This is a genomic window from Martinezella paranaensis (genome assembly GCF_014200235.1).
Taxonomy (GTDB): Bacteria; Pseudomonadota; Alphaproteobacteria; order Rhizobiales; family Rhizobiaceae; genus Rhizobium; species Rhizobium paranaense.
Genome location: NZ_JACHBI010000002.1, coordinates 569,489 through 588,678 on the forward strand (window position 1 = coordinate 569,489; position 19,190 = coordinate 588,678).

The window sequence follows — 19,190 nt, forward strand, 5'->3', positions numbered from 1 at the left end:
GCATTCTCCAGGCAACGAAACACCGGCCTCCGCCCAGAGGTCGAGACCATGGAGAGAGACAATGGTTGAGTTGCCGCGCAAGGAACAGTTCGTTCTGGAAGCAGATGTCAAAACCCCCGCCGTCGCCGAGGCTCCGGTTACTGGAACCCCCGCCGCCGAAACCCCGAAGAACAAGTCGGGCAGCAAAATCGTCAAGCGCTCCATCATTGCCGTCGCATTGCTGGCCGGCGCCGCCTTCGCCGGCAACTATGGCTATCATTACTGGACGACCGGCCGCTTCATCGAATCGACCGACGATGCCTATGTGAAGGCTGACTACACCACCATTGCTCCGAAGATTTCCGGCTACATCGCCGAGGTGCTGGTCAACGACAACGATCACGTCAAGGCCGGCCAGGTGCTCGCCCATGTCGACGACCGCGACTATCGCTCAGCGCTGACCCAGGCCCAGGCCGACGTCAAGGCAGCCGGGGCGGCCGTTACCAATCTCGATGCGCAGATCGCCCTGCAGCAATCCGTCATCGACCAGGCCAAGGCCACCATCGTCGCCTCGCAGGCGTCATTGACCTTCGCCGAGGCCGATGCCCAACGCTCGCAGAACCTTATCCGCAACGGCGCGGGCACAACGCAGCGCGCCGAGCAGAGCCAGTCTGCCCGTGATCAAGCCGCAGCCAATCTCCAGCGCGATCAAGCCGCTCTCGTTGCCGAACAGAAGAAGATCGCGGTCCTTCAAACCCAGCATGACCAGGCCGTTGCCCAGCGCGACCGCAGCGCCGCCGCCGCCCATCAGGCCGAGCTCAATCTTTCCTATACCGAAATCGTCGCCCCCGTAGGCGGCACAGTCGGCGCCCGCACGCTGCGGATCGGCCAGTTCGTCACGGCAGGTACGCAGTTGATGGCCGTCGTTCCGCTCAACGCGGTCTATGTCGTCGCCAACTTCAAGGAAACGCAGTTGACCTATGTCCGCCCCGGCCAGCCGGTCGAAATCAAGGTCGACAGCTTCCCTGATGCCGCCATCAAAGGCCGTGTGGACAGTGTATCGCCGGCAAGCGGCCTGGAATTCTCTCTGCTGCCTCCGGACAACGCCACCGGCAACTTCACCAAGATCGTCCAGCGCATCCCGGTGAAGATCACGCTCGACGATGCAAGCCTTGCCGGCCTGCTCCGCTCCGGCATGTCGGTCGAACCCGAGATCGACACCAAGGCCGCAGTTCAAGGCGGACACTGAGACGAGGGATTATCCAGCCAGACTGGATGATCCTTCCCTTCCTTCCTCGATTATCACTTGGACCTCCCCGTGAGACTGTCTCTCCCAGAGAGCCAGAGGAGAAACGTCATGGCTACGCTTCAGATCGCCACAAATAGCAATTCCTCCGCAAAACCCGTGCCCTTCGCCGGTGGCGCGGCAACCATGAGCCCATTGAAGATGTGGACCGCCGTCATCGGCTCCACCCTCGGCGCCTTCATGGCGGTCCTGAATATCCAGATCGTCAACGCCTCGCTCGCCGACATACAGGGCGCGATCGGCGCCGGCACGGATGACGGCGGCTGGATTTCGACCTCCTACCTGATCGCCGAGATCGTCGTCATTCCTCTGACCGGCTGGCTCGTCCGCGTGTTCTCGGTGCGCACCTATCTCCTGGTCAACGCCATCCTCTTCCTCATCTTCTCGGTCGCCTGCGCCTTCGCCGCCAACCTCCAGCAGATGATCATCCTGCGCGCCATTCAGGGCTTTTCCGGCGGCGTGCTGATCCCGATGGCCTTTACCATCATCATCACGCTGCTGCCCAAGGCCAAGCAGCCCATCGGCCTTGCCCTCTTTGCGCTGTCGGCCACCTTCGCGCCGGCCATCGGCCCGACGATCGGTGGCTATCTCACCGAGAACTGGGGTTGGGAATATATCTTCTACGTCAACCTGGTTCCCGGCGCGATCATGGTCGGCATGCTCTGGGCTTCGCTCGACCGCGCGCCGATGAACCTTGGCCTACTCGCCAAGGGCGACTGGCCCGGCATCGTCACCATGGCGATCGGCCTCGCCGCGCTGCAGACCGTCTTGGAAGAAGGCAACAAGGACGATTGGTTCGGCTCGCCCTTCATCGTCCGCCTGTCGGTCATCGCCGCCGTCTCGCTGACCCTCTTCCTGATCATCGAGCTGCGCGCCTCCCATCCGCTCTTGAACCTGCGCCTGCTGTTGCGCCGCAACTTCGGCTTCGGCATCGTCGCCAACTTCCTGCTCGGCATCGCGCTCTATGGCTCAGTCTTCATCCTGCCGATCTACCTGACCCGCATTCAGGGCTATAATTCCGAGCAGATCGGCATGGTGCTCGCCTGGACCGGCATCCCGCAGCTCCTGTTGATCCCGCTGGTTCCGCGCCTCATGAAGCGTATCGACCTGCGCATCATGATCGTCGTCGGCTTCGCCCTCTTCGCTACCTCGAACTTCATGAACATCTACATGACCGCCGACTATGCCAGTGACCAACTGTTCTGGCCGAACATCGTCCGCGCCATCGGCCAAGCTCTCGTCTTTACCCCGCTGTCGGCCATCGCTACTTCGGGCATTGAAAAAGAAAATGCCGGTTCCGCCTCGTCGCTCTTCAACATGATGCGCAATCTCGGCGGCGCGGTCGGCATCGCCATGCTGCAGACCTTCGCCCAGAAGCGTGAACAGTTCCATTCGAACATTCTGACGGACTCGGTCACGGTCTTCGACGAAGCCACCCGCGCCCGCATCGCACGACTGACTGCCTATTTCATGAACCAGGGCGTCTCGGACGTTGCGACCGCCCAGCACAAGGCCATCGTCGCCGTCGCGCTGCGCCTGCGGGAACAGGCCAATATCATGGCCTACAGCGACACCTTCTACTTACTCGGCATCGCGCTGGTCGCCGCGCTTATCGCCAGCCTGTTACTCAAGAAACCCGGCCATATCGAAGGCGGCGGCGCTCACTAAGCGCCGCGCCCCCGCCCCCAAGGAGATACGATCATGACCACCGTCAAAACCCGCCAGGCAGCAGCTTCATTGTCTGATCTTCTCGATATCGAAAATCCTGTCTCCGAGCGGGGCGCCATCAGCCCGGCCGCCATCCTCGCCCTCATCGAATGGCTCTCGGGCGACGAGGCCCACGCGCTGGATGAGGCCGGCCTGACCTTCGGCCTCGGTCGTCGCCTAAGGAGCCTCGGCCTTCCCCTCGACCGGCTGAGCTTGCATCTCATGACCCTACATCCGGAAATCCTCGGCCGCTCCATCGCCTGGTCACCGAACGAGCCTGTACAGATCCGCGACCGCGAGCATGGGGCCATTACCGAGACGTTCCTGCACAGCGCATTATGGAAGGCCATGAACACCCGCGACATCGTCATTGCTGGCCGGGGCGACGATGGCGACCGGTGGGAACAGCTCGACACATTTGCCGGCCGTGGTCTGGTGGAACTGATGATCGTGCCGCTCTGCAATGCCGACGGTCCCGTCAGTGCTGCCTCTTTCGCCACCAAACGTCCCGGCGGCTTCACGGCATCGGAACGGCAACTGATCGAGCGCATCATGCCGTCGCTGCGCAATGCCTGCGAACTGCGGACGCTGCGCCAGGTCGAGCTCAGCCTGCTCGATATCTACATCGGTCCGATGACGGCGCAGCGCATCCTCGCCGGCCATATCCGCAAGGGCGAGATCGAGACCATGGAGGCCGCGCTCATGCTCTGCGACCTCCGCGGCTTTACCGAACTTTCCAACCGCCTGCCCGGCGAGCGGGTGCTGGAGCTGCTGAACGTCTATTTCGACGCTGTCGTGCCGGCAATCGCCCGCGAAGGCGGCGAAGTCCTGAAATTCATGGGCGATGCCGTTCTCGCGGTTTTCCCCGGCTACGATGCAACCCGCTCCAGCGATGCCGCGCTCGCCGCCGCCAATACCATCCTCGCCCGCCTCGAAACGCTGCATTTCCCCGATGCCCGCCTGCAGGCCGGCATCGCCCTGCACTATGGCGAAGTCAGCTACGGCAATATCGGCTCAGGCCGCCGCCTGGATTTCACCGTCATCGGCCCCGACGTCAATCTCGTCAGCCGGATACAGGGCGTGTGCAGCGATAGCGGCGAGCCGCTGCTGATGTCAGAGGATTTTGCCAAGAAGCTCGGCTATCAACCGAGCATCTCGATCGGCAGCCGACCGCTCAAGGGATTTGACGAAGAAATCGAGCTGTTTGTGCCACCCATCCGATGACGTCTATCCTGCCTCAGAGCGAGGATATCCCCATCGATTGCGGCAGTGAGACTGCTGACGCGGATGACATATTAGCGATAGGACATTTATATCACACCTGGACTCAATTTGCTGCTTTCGCGCCACTCTATCTAGGATAGTGGTCCGAAAATTGGTAATCGTCACTGGCATCGGTCTGAGAAGGGGCCGGTTGTTGTGAGGCTGGGGCGTAGCAACAATGCATCATGGTGCGGGGTCGGAAGACTATTTCAGGCTGAGCACGCCAGCGTCTGCGCTGGAAGCTGTCCTATGCAAAAACGGAATTGCCCTGGACTGTCCCGAGACGGCTGGGGGCCGTGCCGGTGAAGCCGGTTTCGTGCTTGGCCTGCAGCGTCAGGAGCCGGCGCTGGACCGGATAAAGCTCGGCGAATACTTCGTTCCCGTCATTCCCTTTCCGCAAGGCACGATAGGGCTTGCCAGCCTCATCCTCGACCCGCCGGGCAAGATGCGCCGCGAGGAAACGACCAATATCTATCTGTCGCGCCGGACCTTCGACCAGATCGCCGACACGCTTGGCACTGAGCGTATCATCGAACTTCCCCTCGCGCCCGGCATCGCCAGCGGCGACACCGTCATCGAAAACCTGTTTTCCTGCCTGACCCCGGCCCTCGAACAACCGGATCGCGTCAGCGCATTGTTCATCGATCATGTCGGCAAGGCCTTCAATGCCCATATCGCCCAGCGCTACGGCCGCATGCAGATGACGCGATCCACCGTGGTCGGCGGCCTGACGCCTTGGCAGTTGCGCCGCGCCCGCGACACGATCAATGCCCGATTGGATCAGGATGTGTCCCTGGCGCAGCTTGCCAGCGACTGCGGCCTCTCCACCAGCCATTTCGCCCGCGCCTTCGCGCGCAGCACCGGTATCCCGCCGCATCGCTGGGTGATGCAACGCCGCGTCGATCGCGCCAAGGAGCTGATGCGGGCAGGAATGCCGCTTGCCGAAATCGCGCTGATGTGCGGTTTTTCGGATCAAAGCCACCTGACCCGCGTCTTTTCGCATTCCGTCGGCCTCACGCCGGGGCGATGGCGGGAATCGCAGATATCGGCCACTTTCGATATGGCACCGATTACGGTTGTTTGAGAGCCTCCTTCTCCCCTCGGGGAGAAGATGCCCGTCCTTCGACAGACTCAGGATGGCGGATGAGGGCGCGGCGCAAAAGCGCCGCACCATTATCTGTCAGATTGCCTTTAACGCCCGCTCACCCCGCGCTACCCATAACGGGGTTGAGCCATGGGTCTCAACCGTCCTTCGGACTCCCGATGGGGCGAGGGTAGGTCGAGATGGCGCCCTCAGTTGCCGCCGCGCACGCCATCCAGCAGATGCGGCAGCGACTTGACGCCGTCATCGCGAAGCTCGACCGGCAACAGCCCCTCCGGCAGGTCCTGGTAGGATACCGGGCGCAGGAAGCGGCGGATAGCGAGCGTGCCGACCGAGGTCGTGCGGCTGTCCGATGTCGCAGGGAACGGGCCGCCATGCACCATGGCATGGCTGACTTCGACGCCGGTTGGCCAGCCATTGGCGAGAATGCGGCCGACTTTGCGCTCCAGCACCGGCAGCAGCTTGGCGGCAACGGCATGGTCATCCGCTTCGATCTGCAGCGTCGCAGTGAGCTGACCCTCGAGCTTTTCCGCGACCGCGATCATCTGTTCGATGTCCTTGCACCGCACCAGAAGGCTTGCCGCGCCGAAAACTTCGTGGCCCAGGCGCTCATCAGCCAAGAAAGGCTCGACATCCGTCTCGAAGAAAATGCCGGGGCTGCGATTGACGCCTTCGGCCGGTGCGCCGTGAGCCACGGTCTTGACCGCGTCATGCTCTGCCAGTGCGGCAACGCCCTTGTCGAAGGCAGCGTGAATGCCCGGCGTCAGCATCGGTGCCGGCGCGCGGCCGGTAAGGGCATCGCTGGCAGCCTGCACAAAACGGTCGAGATCGGGGCTTTCGATCGCAAAAAGCAGGCCCGGATTGGTGCAGAACTGGCCCGCGCCGAGCGTCAGGGAGTCGATGAAGCCCGTGCCGATCGCTTCCGCGCGAGCCGCAAGCGCTGCCGGGAACAGGAAGACAGGGTTGACGCTGCTCATTTCCGCATAGACCGGGATAGGCTCCGGCCGGGCTGCGGCGATTGCACCAAGCGCCACACCGCCAGCGCGCGAGCCGGTGAAGCCAACCGCCTTGATATGCGGATTGCGCACCAGCGCGGCACCGGTCTCATTGGCGCCGGTCAGGAGCGAGAAGGTGCCTTCCGGCAGGCCGCAGGCAACGACGGCGGCGCGGATGGCGCGGCCGACCAGTTCGCCAGTGCCCGGATGAGCAAGATGGCCCTTGACGACAACAGGGCAGCCAGCGGCCAGCGCCGAAGCGGTATCACCACCGGCAACCGAGAAGGCGAGCGGGAAGTTGCTGGCGCCGAAGACGGCGACAGGGCCGAGCGGGATCTGGCGCAGGCGCAGGTCCGAACGCGGCAGCGGCTTACGCTCCGGCAACGCCGGATCGACACGCAGGTCGAGCCATTCGCCCGAACGAACCACCTGCGCGAACAGCCGGAGCTGACCGACGGTACGGGCGCGCTCGCCCTGAAGGCGAGCGACCGGCAGGCCGGTTTCTTCGGTGGCGCGCTCGATCAGCGCATCGCCGATCTCCATGATATTGGTCGCGATCGTCTCCAGGAACGTCGCGCGTGCCTCGGGGCTGGTGGCGCGATAGATATCGAACGCCTTGCCCGCCAGCTCGCAGGCGCGGGCGACCTCCGCCTCGCTAGCGATTGCGAAGGCTGGTTCCAGATTCGCGCCGGTCGCCGGGTTGATGGCGCGCACGGATTTGTTGTCGCCGGTCGAATCCGCGCCGATCAGCAGATCGCCGCTAATCACAAAAGACTGTGTCATGGGTATTCCTTGATGATGCCAGGGCGCCGGGAGTTGCGCCCCTCAGAAGCAGATAGCAAGATGAAATGACAGATGTAAGATGATAACCGTCATCTAAATATCAAGCCTTATCCGGGGAGATAAAGCGGCTGCGACCTTATGCACTGCAGCGTTTCGAAATCAAGGATGCTGCTGCACGCTTAAACCGCCATCGACGGTCAGGCAGGTGGCATTCATGAAGGGGCATTCGTCGGAAATCATGAAAACGGCGGCGAGCGCGATCTCCTCCGGTGTCGCGATGCGTCCGCCCGGATGCAGCCGCATCGTTTCCGCCCTGGCGGCTTCAGGGTCGGGAAAGCTGTTCCAATAGTCGATGACCTTCTGCGTCGCGACATAGCCCGGCGCCAGCGCGTTCACCCTGACACCCCTAGCCGCATATTCGAGCCCCAGCGATTTTGTCATGCCGAGCAGGGCATGCTTGGCAAGCGGATAGGGAAAGGTTTGCGGGATGATGGTGAAAGCATGCGTGGAGGCAATGTTGAGGATCGCACCACCGCCCCCTGCAATGATGCCGGGCAGCACTGCCTTGCAGCAATTCCAAGCCCCCTTGAGATTGATGTCGAAACAGCGCTGCCACTCCTCATCGGTCGTCGCCAGCGGTTCGGAGAAAACATTCACGCCGGCATTGTTGATCAGTGCATTGAGTTGACCAATCTCCCTGCCCGCCTGCGCCACCACAGCCTCGATCTTTGCGGCGTCAGTTATGTCAGCCGCCGCATAGCCGAGCACAGCACCCGCCGCCTTCAACGCTTCCGCCTCGCGCGTCAACAATGCGTCGTCCATATCGATCAGGAATAGGGCCGCACCTTCCGCAGCACAGGCCTTGGCAATCGCAAGGCCGATACCCTGCGCCGCGCCGGTGATCAGGATACGCTTGCCCGAAAGGCGGTTGCTCATGGGGGTCCCTTTCTTGAACTGAAAACCGCTAGGCGATCGTTTCCGGGCGCAATTGCAGGCCAGCCGTCATCGCCTCGCCCGGCTCCAGCACGGTGAGATCGCCGAGGTCCGGCAGGTTCTGGCCGTTTGCGAGATGCGACATCGGTTCGAAACAGAAATAGTCGCGCTGGAAACCCGGATCGAAGCCGGCATCCGAAATGAAAATGAAATAGTGCTTGAGCCGCCGGTCCGCCGTCAGATGCAGCCGCGCATCATGCTCGGGCCAGGCGATCTCCGCGACACCGTTCCATCCTTCGAAACCGTTATTGACCCAGCGATGCGGCAATCCGCGCGCTGTTGCGAAATCGAGGTCGCCGGGAATATCCGCCGCCTCTCCCGGCAACCAGCCCTCCACTTCCGTCCAGAACCGCCGCGCCGGCGCCTTGAGGGTCGTGGCAGGTGTCATTGGGAAGTAGGGATGCCAACCCAGGCCGAAAGGAAGCGCCTCCGCTCCAAGATTTCTGACGTGAAGATGCATGTCGAAGCGATCGTCACGAATGGCGAAGCGTTGCCGCACCTCATAGACGTAGGGCGTGCCATCACCTTCATGCGAAAAGCCGAATTCTACCTCGCTGCCGCTTCGGCTGAGAACAGCCCATTCGGATTGCCAGCCTTCGCCATGCAGATAGTGAGAATCCCAGTCCGTATTGGGCTTGAGGACATAGTCCTTGCCGCGGAAAGTGAAGCGATTGCCCATCACCCTGTTGCCGAAGGGAACGAGCGGATAGCAAGCGGAGGAGAGCGCATCTGCGTCATCGGATCGCGCTTCACGCAGCAATGGCAGACGCATGCCGTTTCTCTCCCACCAGAGGCCCAGCACGATGCCGCCGCGTGTGGAAAGCCGTGCGGTCAAGCTGCTGCCCGTGAGCTCCACCACCGTCATCTCCAGCCCTTGTCCTCCATGTGCATGGGTGAACTCGGCAGGGACGGTAGTTTTCATCATATTTATTGTCAACATAGGTAGTATTTATATAGAGTCCGCGTTGGGATCGCCGTGCTTGGTGATCGCGTAGGGAACAACCGGAGAGGCGGCGTGAGCGGCGGCAAAACAAGGGGAAAATTGACTGCGGCAATGCCCGGGCTTTCGGAGGGCGGCAAGCGCAGCGTGCGCGAAGCGCTGCTGCAGCGCTTCATCGACAAGATCATCTCTGGCGAAATGGCGGAAGGATCGACGCTGCCGAACGAGACGGAGCTGACCGAGCAATTCGGTGTCAGCCGCACGAGCCTGCGCGAAGCCATGCAATATCTGGCGGCCCTCGGCATGATCCGCTCGCGTACCCGCGCCGGCACCACCGTGCTGCCGCGGGAAAACTGGAACTATCTCGATCCGCTCGTGCTCGACGCCACCCTGCGGCTCGGCAATGACGAGCGTTTTCACGCCTCGCTGATCGAGGCCCGTCAATTGCTGGAACCCGCCGCCGCTGCCCAAGCCGCCGCCAACGCCGATGCTCACCACCTATTCCGCATATCGAAAGCCTTCGAGGAGATGGTGGAGGCCAATGCCCGCGACAGCGAGGCCTGGAGCCGGGCCGATCTCGAATTTCACACCGCGATCATCCGCGCCAGCGGCAATTGGGTCTATCTGCAATTCGCCACCGCCATCCGCGCAGCACTGCTCGCCAGCTTCCGCCTGACCAACCGTGCCAGCCCGTCGCATGAACAGGCGATCGCCATGCATCAGGACGTATTGGAAGCCATCCGCATGCGCCGCCCGGACGAGGCCCGCAGCGCCATGGAGCGCCTGATCGGCGTTGCCCGCGAGGAGATTTCGTATGCGTTAAGGAAAGCCCGGAGTTAGCCGTATGGTATTGCGGCCAAGTTCATGCCAATTTACCGGCCACCCGAAAGACTGAACGCGGCCAAGTCCTCATGTCCATTGCGCTTCTCGCCGATCCGATCGTCCAGTTCTGCATCTTGGTGGTCATCGGCACATTCATCAGCCGCTACCTGCTCCGCCACCGGCGCGCCGGACGGTTGATCGGACAGATTGCATTTTTCATCAGCCTGACCGCGCTTCTGCTCTATCATGGCATCATTCCCTACGAGCCGACCCCGCCGCAGCCGCAGGACACGGTGACGTTGCGGGTCTTCACGGGCTTTGCCAAGATCGTCTGGTGGATCAACGGCGCCTGGGTGCTGGTCGCCTTCGTGCGCCTGTTCCTGATCTTTGAGCGCAAGCCACGCGAAGCAAGGCTGCTGCAGGATCTGGTCGTTGGCGTGATCTATCTCGGCGCGGCACTCTCCGTGGTCGCCGATGTCTTCAGCGTACCGGTGGGAACGCTGATCGCGACCTCGGGCGTCTTCGCCATCATTCTCGGTCTTGCGCTGCAGAGCACCCTTAGCGACGTCTTCTCCGGCATCGCGCTCAATCTCGGCAGGCCCTATTCCGTGGGCGATTGGGTGGTGCTCGACAATGACGTCCAGGGCCGCGTCGTCGAGACCAACTGGCGGGCCACGCATCTGCTGAGCGGCACCAACGACCTCGTCGTCATCCCGAACAGCGCCCTTGCCAAAAGCCGGATCACCAATCTCTCAAGCCCGGACGAAAGCCACGGCGTCACCATCACCGTCCGCCTCCAGCCGACCACGCAGCCGAAGGTCATCGCCGATGTCATGCGCAACGTGCTGATCAGTTGCAACACGATCCAGAAGACGCCCGAGCCCAGCGTGATGATCAATTCGATCGACGGGCAGGCTGTCGAATTGCAGCTCAATTTCCGCATCCGTGACATATCGCAGATGACGGCCGCCAAGAATGAGATCAACGACCTCATCTATCGTCATTCCAAAGCAGGCGGGTTGAAGCTCGCGGGCCCACCCGACGCGATCACCATGCCGTCGGAATCTCAGGCCGAGGCGGCCAATGCCGCCCAGCATCCCGGGACGCCGTGGCGGCTGCTCAACAATATTCCGCTGTTCTCCTCGCTCACCGAGGATGAGAAGGAGCATCTGGCGTCGCGTATGCAGCGCCGCACCTATCACAAGGATTCCGTCATCGCCGAACAGGATTCGCTGCTGCGCGCGCTGACCATCGTGCGTTCGGGCGTTGTCAGCGTCACCCGCCGAGAGGCGCAGCGGCAGATCGAATTGACGCGGCTCGCTCCCGGCGACTATTTCGGCGAAGGCGGCCTGCTGATGGGGTCCGGCGAAGTCGGCACGATCCGCGCGCTGACCTTCGTGGTGACCTACGAGATCGGCGAGGATTGCCTATCGCCTCTGCTGCACGACCGTCCTTCCATCGCCGAAGAGCTAGGGACGATCATGTCGAAGCGCATCGAAGCCGAACGCCATCTCTTCAGCAGCAGCGACATGTTGGTCAACGGCGCACCGATCGGTACGCTGACCTCGCGCATCAAGCATCTGTTTCAGCTACAACACGATTAGTTAGTTGGACTGCGTCGGAGGTATCGTCACAGGCGGCGCCGTGAAGAATGTTCTGGCGTCTGCGGTGAATTGTTCGCGCGATGTCGGCCGCGTGTAGAACATGTGCCCGCCGCGATAGAGCTTCAACGCCACGCGGTCGGCAAAGGCCGGCGGCATATGATCGAGCACATATTTGTTGACGCTGAAGGGTGTGATGAGGTCGCTATAGCCCTGCGCCACCAGCAGCCGGAAAGACGGAACGAGGGTCAGCATCTCCTTGATGTCATCCGTCGCGCTTGCATGGAGGCGCGAACCGCCGTTACGGCCGCCCCAGTTCCAATGCTCGTTCACCGAACTCGACAGCAGATTGTAGGTCATGTCGGTATGAAAGCCGAGTTCGTCACGCGCATAGCTCGAAAAGGCACCGCCATAGGCCCGAACGAAGCCGTCGAGGACGGGATCATCACTGCGGCCGGCTTCCGATTCCGGATAAGGGTCCGGCGCCAGGAACGAAGCGTCGTAGGAGCTGACGATATCGGCGCCGTCACCATCGGAATGTTTCTGATACACCCCGCTGAGAAAGCCCTGGTTCTTGGCCACGATATCTTCGGGAATGCCGGTCAGCTTGGCAACGTGATCGTAAAAAGTGCGCCCCGCATCGCCGGTCGGGGGCGGACCTGCGAGCGTTGGAAGATATTCGTGCAGAGCAAATTTCTGGGCGTCTTCGACCGCCTGCTCGCTGAAGGCATTTTTCCGCTCCAGTTCGGCGGCCGCAAGCGACGGCAGTTCGAGCGCCGCGCCAAGCGCTAAGTCGTTCGCTCCGAAGACGAGCCGCCCTTCAATCAGCGGCGACAGCATGACGATACCGGAAATCAGGATGCCCTGATCCTGCCGCAGGCTGGTGGCGACTTTCGCCGCGCGCAGCCCGCCATAACTTTCACCGAGAATATATTTCGGCGAGGCGGCGCGTCCGTTGTGGGCGATATAAAGCGCGATCGCCTTCGCAAGGCTCTCGGCATCTCCGCGCATATTGTAGAACTCATTGGCATCATCCTGCTTGACCGTTCGGCTCCAGCCGGTGCCGACCGGATCAATCAGGACAAGGTCGGTGAAATTCAGCCAGCTATGGGGATTGTCGACCAGTTTGGCATTGGCACCGTCGCGCCCGCTGGGGCCGAAATCGAGAATGCGCGGTCCGACCAATCCAAGACTGAGAAAGGCCGAGGCGGCGCCCGGGCCGCCATTGAAGACGAAGGTGATCGGCCTGCCGGCATCCCGATTCTTGGCGACATAGGCGGTATAGAAGATTGCTGCCGTGCGTTCGCCATCCTGGCCGAAGAGATCCAGCGTTCCCGCCGTCGCCGTATAGGGAATGCTTTTACCATCGGCATTCAGCACATGATCGCTAACCGCATCCGATGGCAACAAGGAGAGAACGCCGCCACCACCTCCTCCGCCGGAGTGCCCCTGTTCCGGCGGCGCGGCAAGGGCGAGCGTCGAGACGAGAGAAAAGACCAGCGCAAGGCTCGGAACGAACTGGCGAAAAGACATGGGAACGCATCCTCCATCGGCCCCGCGTATCGACGCCGTCGCTTCGGATACTATTCCACCGACAGCGAAGGCGGAAACTCAAGAGATGTTGATCGTCGATCCGCCTGCCGCATCCCTTTGAAAGCAAAAGGCCATTGAGCGCCATCAGGCCATTTGCCAAAGTGCCGCCTCGGGGAAACGAACATTCAAACCAGACCGCAAGGAATTTGATGATGAAACACGATATTGAAATCAACGCCGCCGATGGTGTGGCGAAAGCCGCCATCTTCCGCCCCGACAACGGCGCCTCCGCCGAGCGCGGCATCATCTTCTATATGGATGCCATGGGTCCGCGCCCAGCGCTCTACGACATGGCGCAGCGGCTGGCCGATGGCGGCTATATCGTGCTGCTGCCCGATCTGTTCTATCGCTTCGGCGCCTATGGCCCGTTCGACGGTACGGCCTTCGGTGATCCGGCCTCCCGCGAAGTGATCATGGCGATGCTGCGCGGCACGTCGCAGGAGATGACCAAGCGCGACAGTGCCGCCTTCCTCGACGCGCTGACAGCAGCCGGCGCCACCGGACCGGTCGGCACCGTCGGCTATTGCATGGGCGGCGCCCGCGCACTGACGGCAGCCGCCGCCTATTCCGACCGCATCGCCGCCGCCGCTACCTTCCACGGCGGCAATCTTGCCAGCGACGCGGCAGATAGCCCGCATCGCCTGGCCGCCGATATCAAGGGCCGCGTCTATATCGGCGTTGCCGGCGTCGACAACAGCTTCCCGCCAGAGCAATCCGCTCGCCTCGCCGAAGCGCTCCGCACAGGCGGTGTGGACCATCTGATCGAGAACTATGTCGGCATGGCCCATGGCTGGACCGTTCCCGACCACGGCGTCTATGACAAGACCGGCGCCGAACGGCACTGGAAGCGCCTGTTGAATCACTTCCAAGAGACGCTGGCTTGATGTCAGCTCCCTTTTCCCAAGAGAGGAAGGCGGCTGTCAGAACTTGATCATGTCGATCTTGGTCAGCGTCGTCTTCTGTGAAACGCCTGGCGCATTGACCATGTGCCAGGCGACATATTGCTCGCCGTAGAGCTCGGTGGACGACATACCGTCGACGGGAAGGATGATGTTCATCCCGTTCAGCGCCGCATCGGTTGCCGTATCAAGAACTGCGCCTTCGGACGCCGTGCCGGTGACGATCACGGTCTTGATGCCCTTATCGGCGAGTATGTTGCGGAGATTGGTGCCGATGAACTTGTCGGGACCAGACTTGACGATCGGATCGCTTGCCAGCGGCGCAAGATCCGTGGCGATGTCCTGGGGTTCGCCCGCACCGGCGAGGCTATAGACCACGAGCACGTCCTTGCTACGGGCCTCATCGAGCAGCGTCTTGACCTTCGGCACGGAGGCGAGGCAACGCGGTTTGGTGTTCTTGTTGCACGGCCCCTTGGCCGGGTTCTGCGCGCCGTTAAAATCGAGGATCAGCAACGCCGTCGTCTTGGGATCGACTGTCACCGGCTTCAATTCCGGCGCCGCCGGCGGCTTCACCTTCTGCCAATCGTCGATGATGGTCTGGGCGGAAGCCGGCGTTGTGCCGAAGGGGCCGATGGCCACGCTCAAAGCAATGAAGCCAATGCCGAAAGCGAAGGCTGCCTTTTGCACCATACTACCGATATGTCTCATGAAATCGCTCTTCTGAACTCCATAGGTTCCGTTGGCCCGACGCTGCAACCTAGATAGGTCAAACCTCGGAGATTGATAACGAAACTCTTCGTGATCCCGGCGTTGTCGGACGGAACATCCGAAGGCGGGAACTTGATGCGGACGACCGACTTAGGAGCCGGCCTGTTCCCCATGTTCTCCAGGCCCGATCGTGGTGTCGCCGCGCTGCAGCTTGCCGAGCAATCTTTGTAAAGCATTCTTGATCTGTTCGATCTCTTCCGAGCCGGCAATTTCCGCCCAGCGTTCGTCAACCAGACGACCGGTCGCCATGGCGATCGGCCGCACGCCCTTACCGCGTTCGGTGAGGAACACCAGCCGCCCGCGTCGGTCGTTGGGGTCTGGGCGGCGCTCGACATAGCCCAACCGTTCGAGTTCCTCGACCGCCTGCGTCATCGTCTGCTTGCGCACATGGGCGAGCTTGGTGAGTTCGCTGACCTGAATGCCCTCTGGGCGGGCAAAGGTAAAGACGTTGGCATGCGATGGACGAATATCGCCGAACCCGGCTTCTTCCAGCGCCGCTTCGACAGCCTGTGTCCAATGCTGATGCATGAGGCGCAGTAATAAGCCGAGGGGCGGATGAGAGGGAGCGCATTTTTCCATGATGTAGACAGGCTCCTGACTATTATGATAGATAGACAGGCACCTTACCATTTCCGCTGAAGAGAGGATACCCCATATGCCCTCCATCAATGTGCTGGATTCAACGATCTTCTGTGAGGATGCAGGGACTGGAACACCCTTCGTCTTTCTCCACGGCAATCCCACCTCCTCCCATCTCTGGCGACATGTCTCTCCGAACATCGGGGCACCCGCACGCCGTCTCGCGCCCGATCTCATTGGCATGGGCCGCTCGGGCAAACCGGATATCCCCTACCGCTTCGCCGATCACGCCCGCTATCTCGACGCCTGGTTCGACGTACTTGAACTTACCGGCGTCGTGCTGGTTGGCCACGACTGGGGTGGCGCGTTGGCCTTCGACTGGGCAGCCCGCAATCCCCACCGGGTGCGCGGCATCGCGTTCATGGAAACCATCATGCGACCGCTGACCTGGGACAACCTGCCGAACGCGCGACCGCGTTATGAGGCGCTGCGCTCGCCGGCCACCGGCGAGGCCAAGGTTCTTGACGAGAATTTCTTCATCGAGCAGGCGCTGCCGGCTACCGTCCTCAATGGATTGAGCGACGAGGATCATGCTATCTATCGCGCCCCCTACCCAACCCGCGAAAGCCGGCGACCGCTATTGGAATGGCCGCGCGCAATGCCGATCGAAGGCGAACCCGCCGATGTGGTCACCCGGATCGAAGCCTATGACGCCTGGCTGGCGGCGAGCGCGGATGTCCCGAAACTGCTTCTAACCTTCGACGGCCCGGCAGAAACCCTATTGATTGGGGAGAAGATGACGGCCTGGTGCCAAGCGAACGTCGCCAATCTGGATATCGAAAATTGCGGCCCGGCCCGCCATGTCGCGCCAGAGGATCAACCCCAGGCAATTGCCACCGCCATTTCCCGATGGGTGGATCGCCACCAACTACGCTAGGAGATCCGCTCTCGCTTGCGGCGAAACTTTTCAAAAACAATCCATCGTTGACAAATGACACCCAGACCATAATCTCCGCCTAAGCGCTTGTGATCCCACATTCTTTCGGAGATGAAGATCATGCTGGCGAAATGCATGAGACGACCGGTTCTGGCAGGCCTCATCCTTTGCGTCTCGGCATACATAGCCGCCGCTGCGCAAGCGCTCGACCTTATCGCTCAGAAGGGAGCCGTGAGGATCGGTTATATTGCCGACGAGGCACCGTTCTCTTTCCAGAAAAAGGACGGCAGCCCCACGGGATACGCCATCGATCTCTGCGGCAAGATCGCCGATGAAATCGGCCGCAATGTTCCCGACGCCAAGCGGGAATATGTCGAAACCACACTTGCCGACGGCTTCAACGCGGTGAAAAACGGCCAGATCGACCTTCTCTGCGGCGCCACTACAATCAATCTCGCTAGGCGCGAAAGCGTCGATTTCTCCCAGCCGATCTTCCTGACTGGTGCGAGCGCGCTGCTGCGCAAGGATTCGCCCGAATATTTGCAGATACTCTTCCTCGACAAGCGCCCCGTTCGTGCGGTCGACGCGCGATCCCCCTCAGCGAGCACCATCGGCGTCCGCTCCGACACGACCACCGGCGCGACGCTACGAGAAGCGCTCGGTCCCGATGTACCGAAGACCCGGGTCGCCGATTTCGCGACGCATCAGGACGGGCTCAAAGCCCTCGAAGACCATCGGATCGACGCCTATTTCGCCGACCGGATCCTTCTGATCAGCCTCGCCGCTCATGCGCGCAATCCTTCGGCCCTCGCGATCGGCAACCGCCTGTTCACGCATGAACCCTATGGCATCGCATTACGGCGCGACGATTCCGCTTTCCGCCTTCTCGTCGACCAGGCGCTCACCGCATTCTATCAATCCGATGATTTTCCGAAATTGCTGAAGACCTATTTCGGAGACGAGGCGCCTATTCTGCGTAGCGAAATATTGATGCAGTCCGTTCCGCAATAGGGCCAGCCGTCGTCTGAACGGCAAGCACCTCCATGGTGCTCACCTACAGCGTGGCCACCGGTCCATTCGCTTTTTTCCAGGCGGCGATGCCGCCCTCGATGTGGCAGGCGGTTGTCAGGCCAGCGTCCTGGGCCGCTTGTACGGCCATCGCCGAGCGCTCGCCGAAGGCGCAATAGAACACGATCCGCTTGCCAGTGGCCGCTGCCAACTCATGCAGCATGCCGCCGTCGCTGAGGTTTTCCAGCAAATCCGGATAGGGTGCGTGCAGCGAGCCTGGGATCGTTCCGTGCTTTTCGCGCTCGCCCCTCTCCCGCAGATCGACGATCGCGATATCCGGACGGCCGCGCAACGCCAGTGCCTCGGCCGCCGAGACGGCCCAGCCTTTGCGCGCGATCTCATCCTGATGAAAGCCGACATGCACATTGGCCGGCACAGCCACATCCATCATCTTCGGGTTGGGAAGTTTCAGATTGTTCATGAGGTCGGCATACTCGTCGGCCGACCGAACCTTGAGGCGTGGATTGAACATCTTCTCCTCGCCGATGGTTGAAACGGTATCGCCTTTATAGTCATGGGCCGGATAGACCAGCGTCTCGTCCGGCAATTTCAGAAGCTTGTTGAAGATCGAATCGTACTGCTGAAGCGGATTGCCGTTCTGGAAATCGGTGCGGCCGGTGCCGCGAATGAGGAGCGTATCGCCCGTGAACACACGGCCGCCCATCAGGAAGGAATAGGAATCGTCGGTGTGGCCCGGCGTATAGAGCACGTCGAGGCTCAAACCTTCGATAGAGACCCGATCGCCTTCCGCCACGCGCATGGAAACGACATCGGCAAGGGTCTGCTCACCCATCACTGTTATGCAATGGGTGCGGTCGCGCAGCGCACCCAATCCGGTGATATGGTCGGCATGCAAATGCGTATCCACGGCCTTGACCAGCTTGAGGTCAAGCTCATGCACGAGCTGCAGATAGCGATCGACTTTCTCGAGCACGGGATCGATGATGAGCGCCTCGCCGCCCCGCCGGCTGGCGATGAGGTAAGTGTAGGTGCCGGATACACTGTCGAAGAGCTGGCGAAAGATCATCTGCGGCTCCCTTGCGCAAGTCTTGCCCAGGATCAAATCTTTTCCTTGGTATAGTTATTGTCCGTTTTAGTAATTTAGGCAACGACAAACGATGACGGAAATCTTCCCGGAGAAAGCGTTGCACTGATGCTTGGATTTTCTCTTGCAGGAACGCGCTTAACTTAAGGGAAGCCGAGCAGGACTTTGAATGAGGTGGCAAAAACAGTCGTCATCGAATCTGCCGGCATGACCGAATTGCAACGATCGGCAAAGAAAACCCCGCCACTTTGGCGGGGATAGAGAGGTGCTTCAAGAATTATCATGATAATATCATAATACTTTCGCGCGCCCATAAAACAAAAAAGCGCCCACCTGCTAAGCGGTGACAGGCGGGCGTCAAATATCCAACGAATTGAAGTTAAACGATAATCAAATATCGTCAATAGCTAAATAAATTTACCTAAATTTATCGCCTATGTGACAGCATAGAGCGATATTACACTATCATCTGACATGTAGATGAAAGCATTGTGTGCCGCCCAATGAAAAAGCCCCGCCAATCGGATGAGGCGGGGCAAGGGGGGAAAGCTCCCTCAGATATGAGAAGGGAGCGGCGGTAATAAATCAGGACTATTCGAACCGCACGAGGTCAGTTCCGACCAATGCGGTACGGTGCGCATGAAAAAGCTGTGGCAATCCTCGAGTCCTACGGGCGGGACATCACGCCGCTCTTCGCCCTTTTTGCGGAGAAGACAACCGCCACATCAAGGGGCATGATCTACCGCGATGCAGTTGCCGGCACGCGCCTTGATCGGCGGATCAATGGCCGATCTCGCAGAAAGCGGCAAA

At 61.1% G+C, this 19,190-nt stretch carries 16 protein-coding genes; 9 read left to right on the plus strand and 7 right to left on the minus strand.

What is annotated here, in order from left to right; all coding sequences use genetic code 11:
* Positions 1-61: 61 nt before the first annotated feature.
* From GGD50_RS08725 to GGD50_RS08740, 4 genes are all read left to right on the plus strand, one after another.
* Complete coding sequence (locus GGD50_RS08725; RefSeq protein WP_107109372.1) at positions 62-1,228, plus strand: HlyD family secretion protein; 1,167 nt, start codon at positions 62-64, stop codon at positions 1,226-1,228.
* 108 nt (positions 1,229-1,336) lie between these two features.
* A complete protein-coding gene (locus GGD50_RS08730; protein ID WP_107109373.1) occupies positions 1,337-2,953 on the plus strand; it encodes a DHA2 family efflux MFS transporter permease subunit in 1,617 nt (538 codons plus the stop codon).
* A 33-nt stretch (positions 2,954-2,986) separates the two neighbouring features.
* Complete coding sequence (locus GGD50_RS08735; protein WP_107109374.1) at positions 2,987-4,216, plus strand: adenylate/guanylate cyclase domain-containing protein; 1,230 nt, start codon at positions 2,987-2,989, stop codon at positions 4,214-4,216.
* 217 nt (positions 4,217-4,433) lie between these two features.
* The gene (locus tag GGD50_RS08740; protein WP_107109375.1) at positions 4,434-5,339 is read left to right on the plus strand and encodes an AraC family transcriptional regulator; all 906 of its coding nucleotides are present in this window, start codon (positions 4,434-4,436) and stop codon (positions 5,337-5,339) included.
* 209 nt (positions 5,340-5,548) lie between these two features.
* On the opposite strand, the gene GGD50_RS08745 is transcribed toward GGD50_RS08740, so the two are convergent.
* The 3 genes from GGD50_RS08745 to GGD50_RS08755 form a co-directional block, all read right to left on the minus strand.
* Positions 5,549-7,135 (minus strand): aldehyde dehydrogenase (NADP(+)), encoded by a 1,587-nt coding sequence (locus tag GGD50_RS08745; RefSeq protein ID WP_107109376.1) that lies wholly within the window; start codon positions 7,133-7,135, stop codon positions 5,549-5,551.
* A gap of 159 nt (positions 7,136-7,294) precedes the next feature.
* On the minus strand, positions 7,295-8,071 hold the full coding sequence (locus tag GGD50_RS08750; RefSeq protein ID WP_107109377.1) for an SDR family oxidoreductase: 777 nt from the start codon (positions 8,069-8,071) through the stop codon (positions 7,295-7,297).
* A gap of 28 nt (positions 8,072-8,099) precedes the next feature.
* Positions 8,100-9,050, minus strand: coding sequence for an aldose 1-epimerase (locus tag GGD50_RS08755; RefSeq protein WP_331371032.1), 951 nt, complete (start codon positions 9,048-9,050; stop codon positions 8,100-8,102).
* Positions 9,051-9,182: 132 nt separating this feature from the next.
* On the opposite strand from GGD50_RS08755, the gene GGD50_RS08760 reads away from it, so the two are divergent.
* Both GGD50_RS08760 and GGD50_RS08765 read left to right on the plus strand, forming a co-directional pair.
* Positions 9,183-9,908 carry a FadR/GntR family transcriptional regulator gene (locus GGD50_RS08760; RefSeq protein ID WP_107109379.1) on the plus strand — a complete coding sequence of 242 codons (726 nt, stop codon included), beginning with the start codon at positions 9,183-9,185 and terminating at the stop codon, positions 9,906-9,908.
* Positions 9,909-9,979: 71 nt separating this feature from the next.
* Positions 9,980-11,494, plus strand: coding sequence for a mechanosensitive ion channel family protein (locus GGD50_RS08765; RefSeq protein WP_107109380.1), 1,515 nt, complete (start codon positions 9,980-9,982; stop codon positions 11,492-11,494).
* Here GGD50_RS08765 and GGD50_RS08770 read toward each other — a convergent pair whose 3' ends face one another.
* Positions 11,495-13,024: a S10 family peptidase gene (locus GGD50_RS08770; RefSeq protein ID WP_107109381.1), complete on the minus strand. Its 1,530-nt coding sequence runs from the start codon at positions 13,022-13,024 to the stop codon at positions 11,495-11,497.
* A gap of 212 nt (positions 13,025-13,236) precedes the next feature.
* Here GGD50_RS08770 and GGD50_RS08775 point away from each other — a divergent pair, with 212 nt between their 5' ends.
* Complete coding sequence (locus GGD50_RS08775) at positions 13,237-13,968, plus strand: dienelactone hydrolase family protein (protein ID WP_107109382.1); 732 nt, start codon at positions 13,237-13,239, stop codon at positions 13,966-13,968.
* A 36-nt stretch (positions 13,969-14,004) separates the two neighbouring features.
* Here GGD50_RS08775 and GGD50_RS08780 read toward each other — a convergent pair whose 3' ends face one another.
* Together GGD50_RS08780 and GGD50_RS08785 are read right to left on the minus strand one after the other, a co-directional pair.
* Positions 14,005-14,691, minus strand: coding sequence for an isochorismatase family protein (locus GGD50_RS08780; protein ID WP_107109383.1), 687 nt, complete (start codon positions 14,689-14,691; stop codon positions 14,005-14,007).
* Between the two features lie 150 nt (positions 14,692-14,841).
* On the minus strand, positions 14,842-15,330 hold the full coding sequence (locus GGD50_RS08785; RefSeq protein ID WP_107109384.1) for a MarR family winged helix-turn-helix transcriptional regulator: 489 nt from the start codon (positions 15,328-15,330) through the stop codon (positions 14,842-14,844).
* A gap of 76 nt (positions 15,331-15,406) precedes the next feature.
* Between GGD50_RS08785 and GGD50_RS08790 the strand changes: the two genes are divergently transcribed.
* Together GGD50_RS08790 and GGD50_RS08795 are read left to right on the plus strand one after the other, a co-directional pair.
* Entirely contained in the window at positions 15,407-16,267 is an 861-nt protein-coding gene (locus tag GGD50_RS08790) for a haloalkane dehalogenase (RefSeq protein WP_107109385.1), read from the plus strand.
* 120 nt (positions 16,268-16,387) lie between these two features.
* Positions 16,388-17,278, plus strand: a complete 891-nt coding sequence (locus GGD50_RS08795; RefSeq protein WP_107109386.1) for an amino acid ABC transporter substrate-binding protein — start codon at positions 16,388-16,390, stop codon at positions 17,276-17,278.
* A gap of 43 nt (positions 17,279-17,321) precedes the next feature.
* Here GGD50_RS08795 and GGD50_RS08800 read toward each other — a convergent pair whose 3' ends face one another.
* A complete protein-coding gene (locus tag GGD50_RS08800) occupies positions 17,322-18,362 on the minus strand; it encodes an MBL fold metallo-hydrolase (RefSeq protein ID WP_107109485.1) in 1,041 nt (346 codons plus the stop codon).
* Positions 18,363-19,190 lie beyond the last annotated feature (828 nt).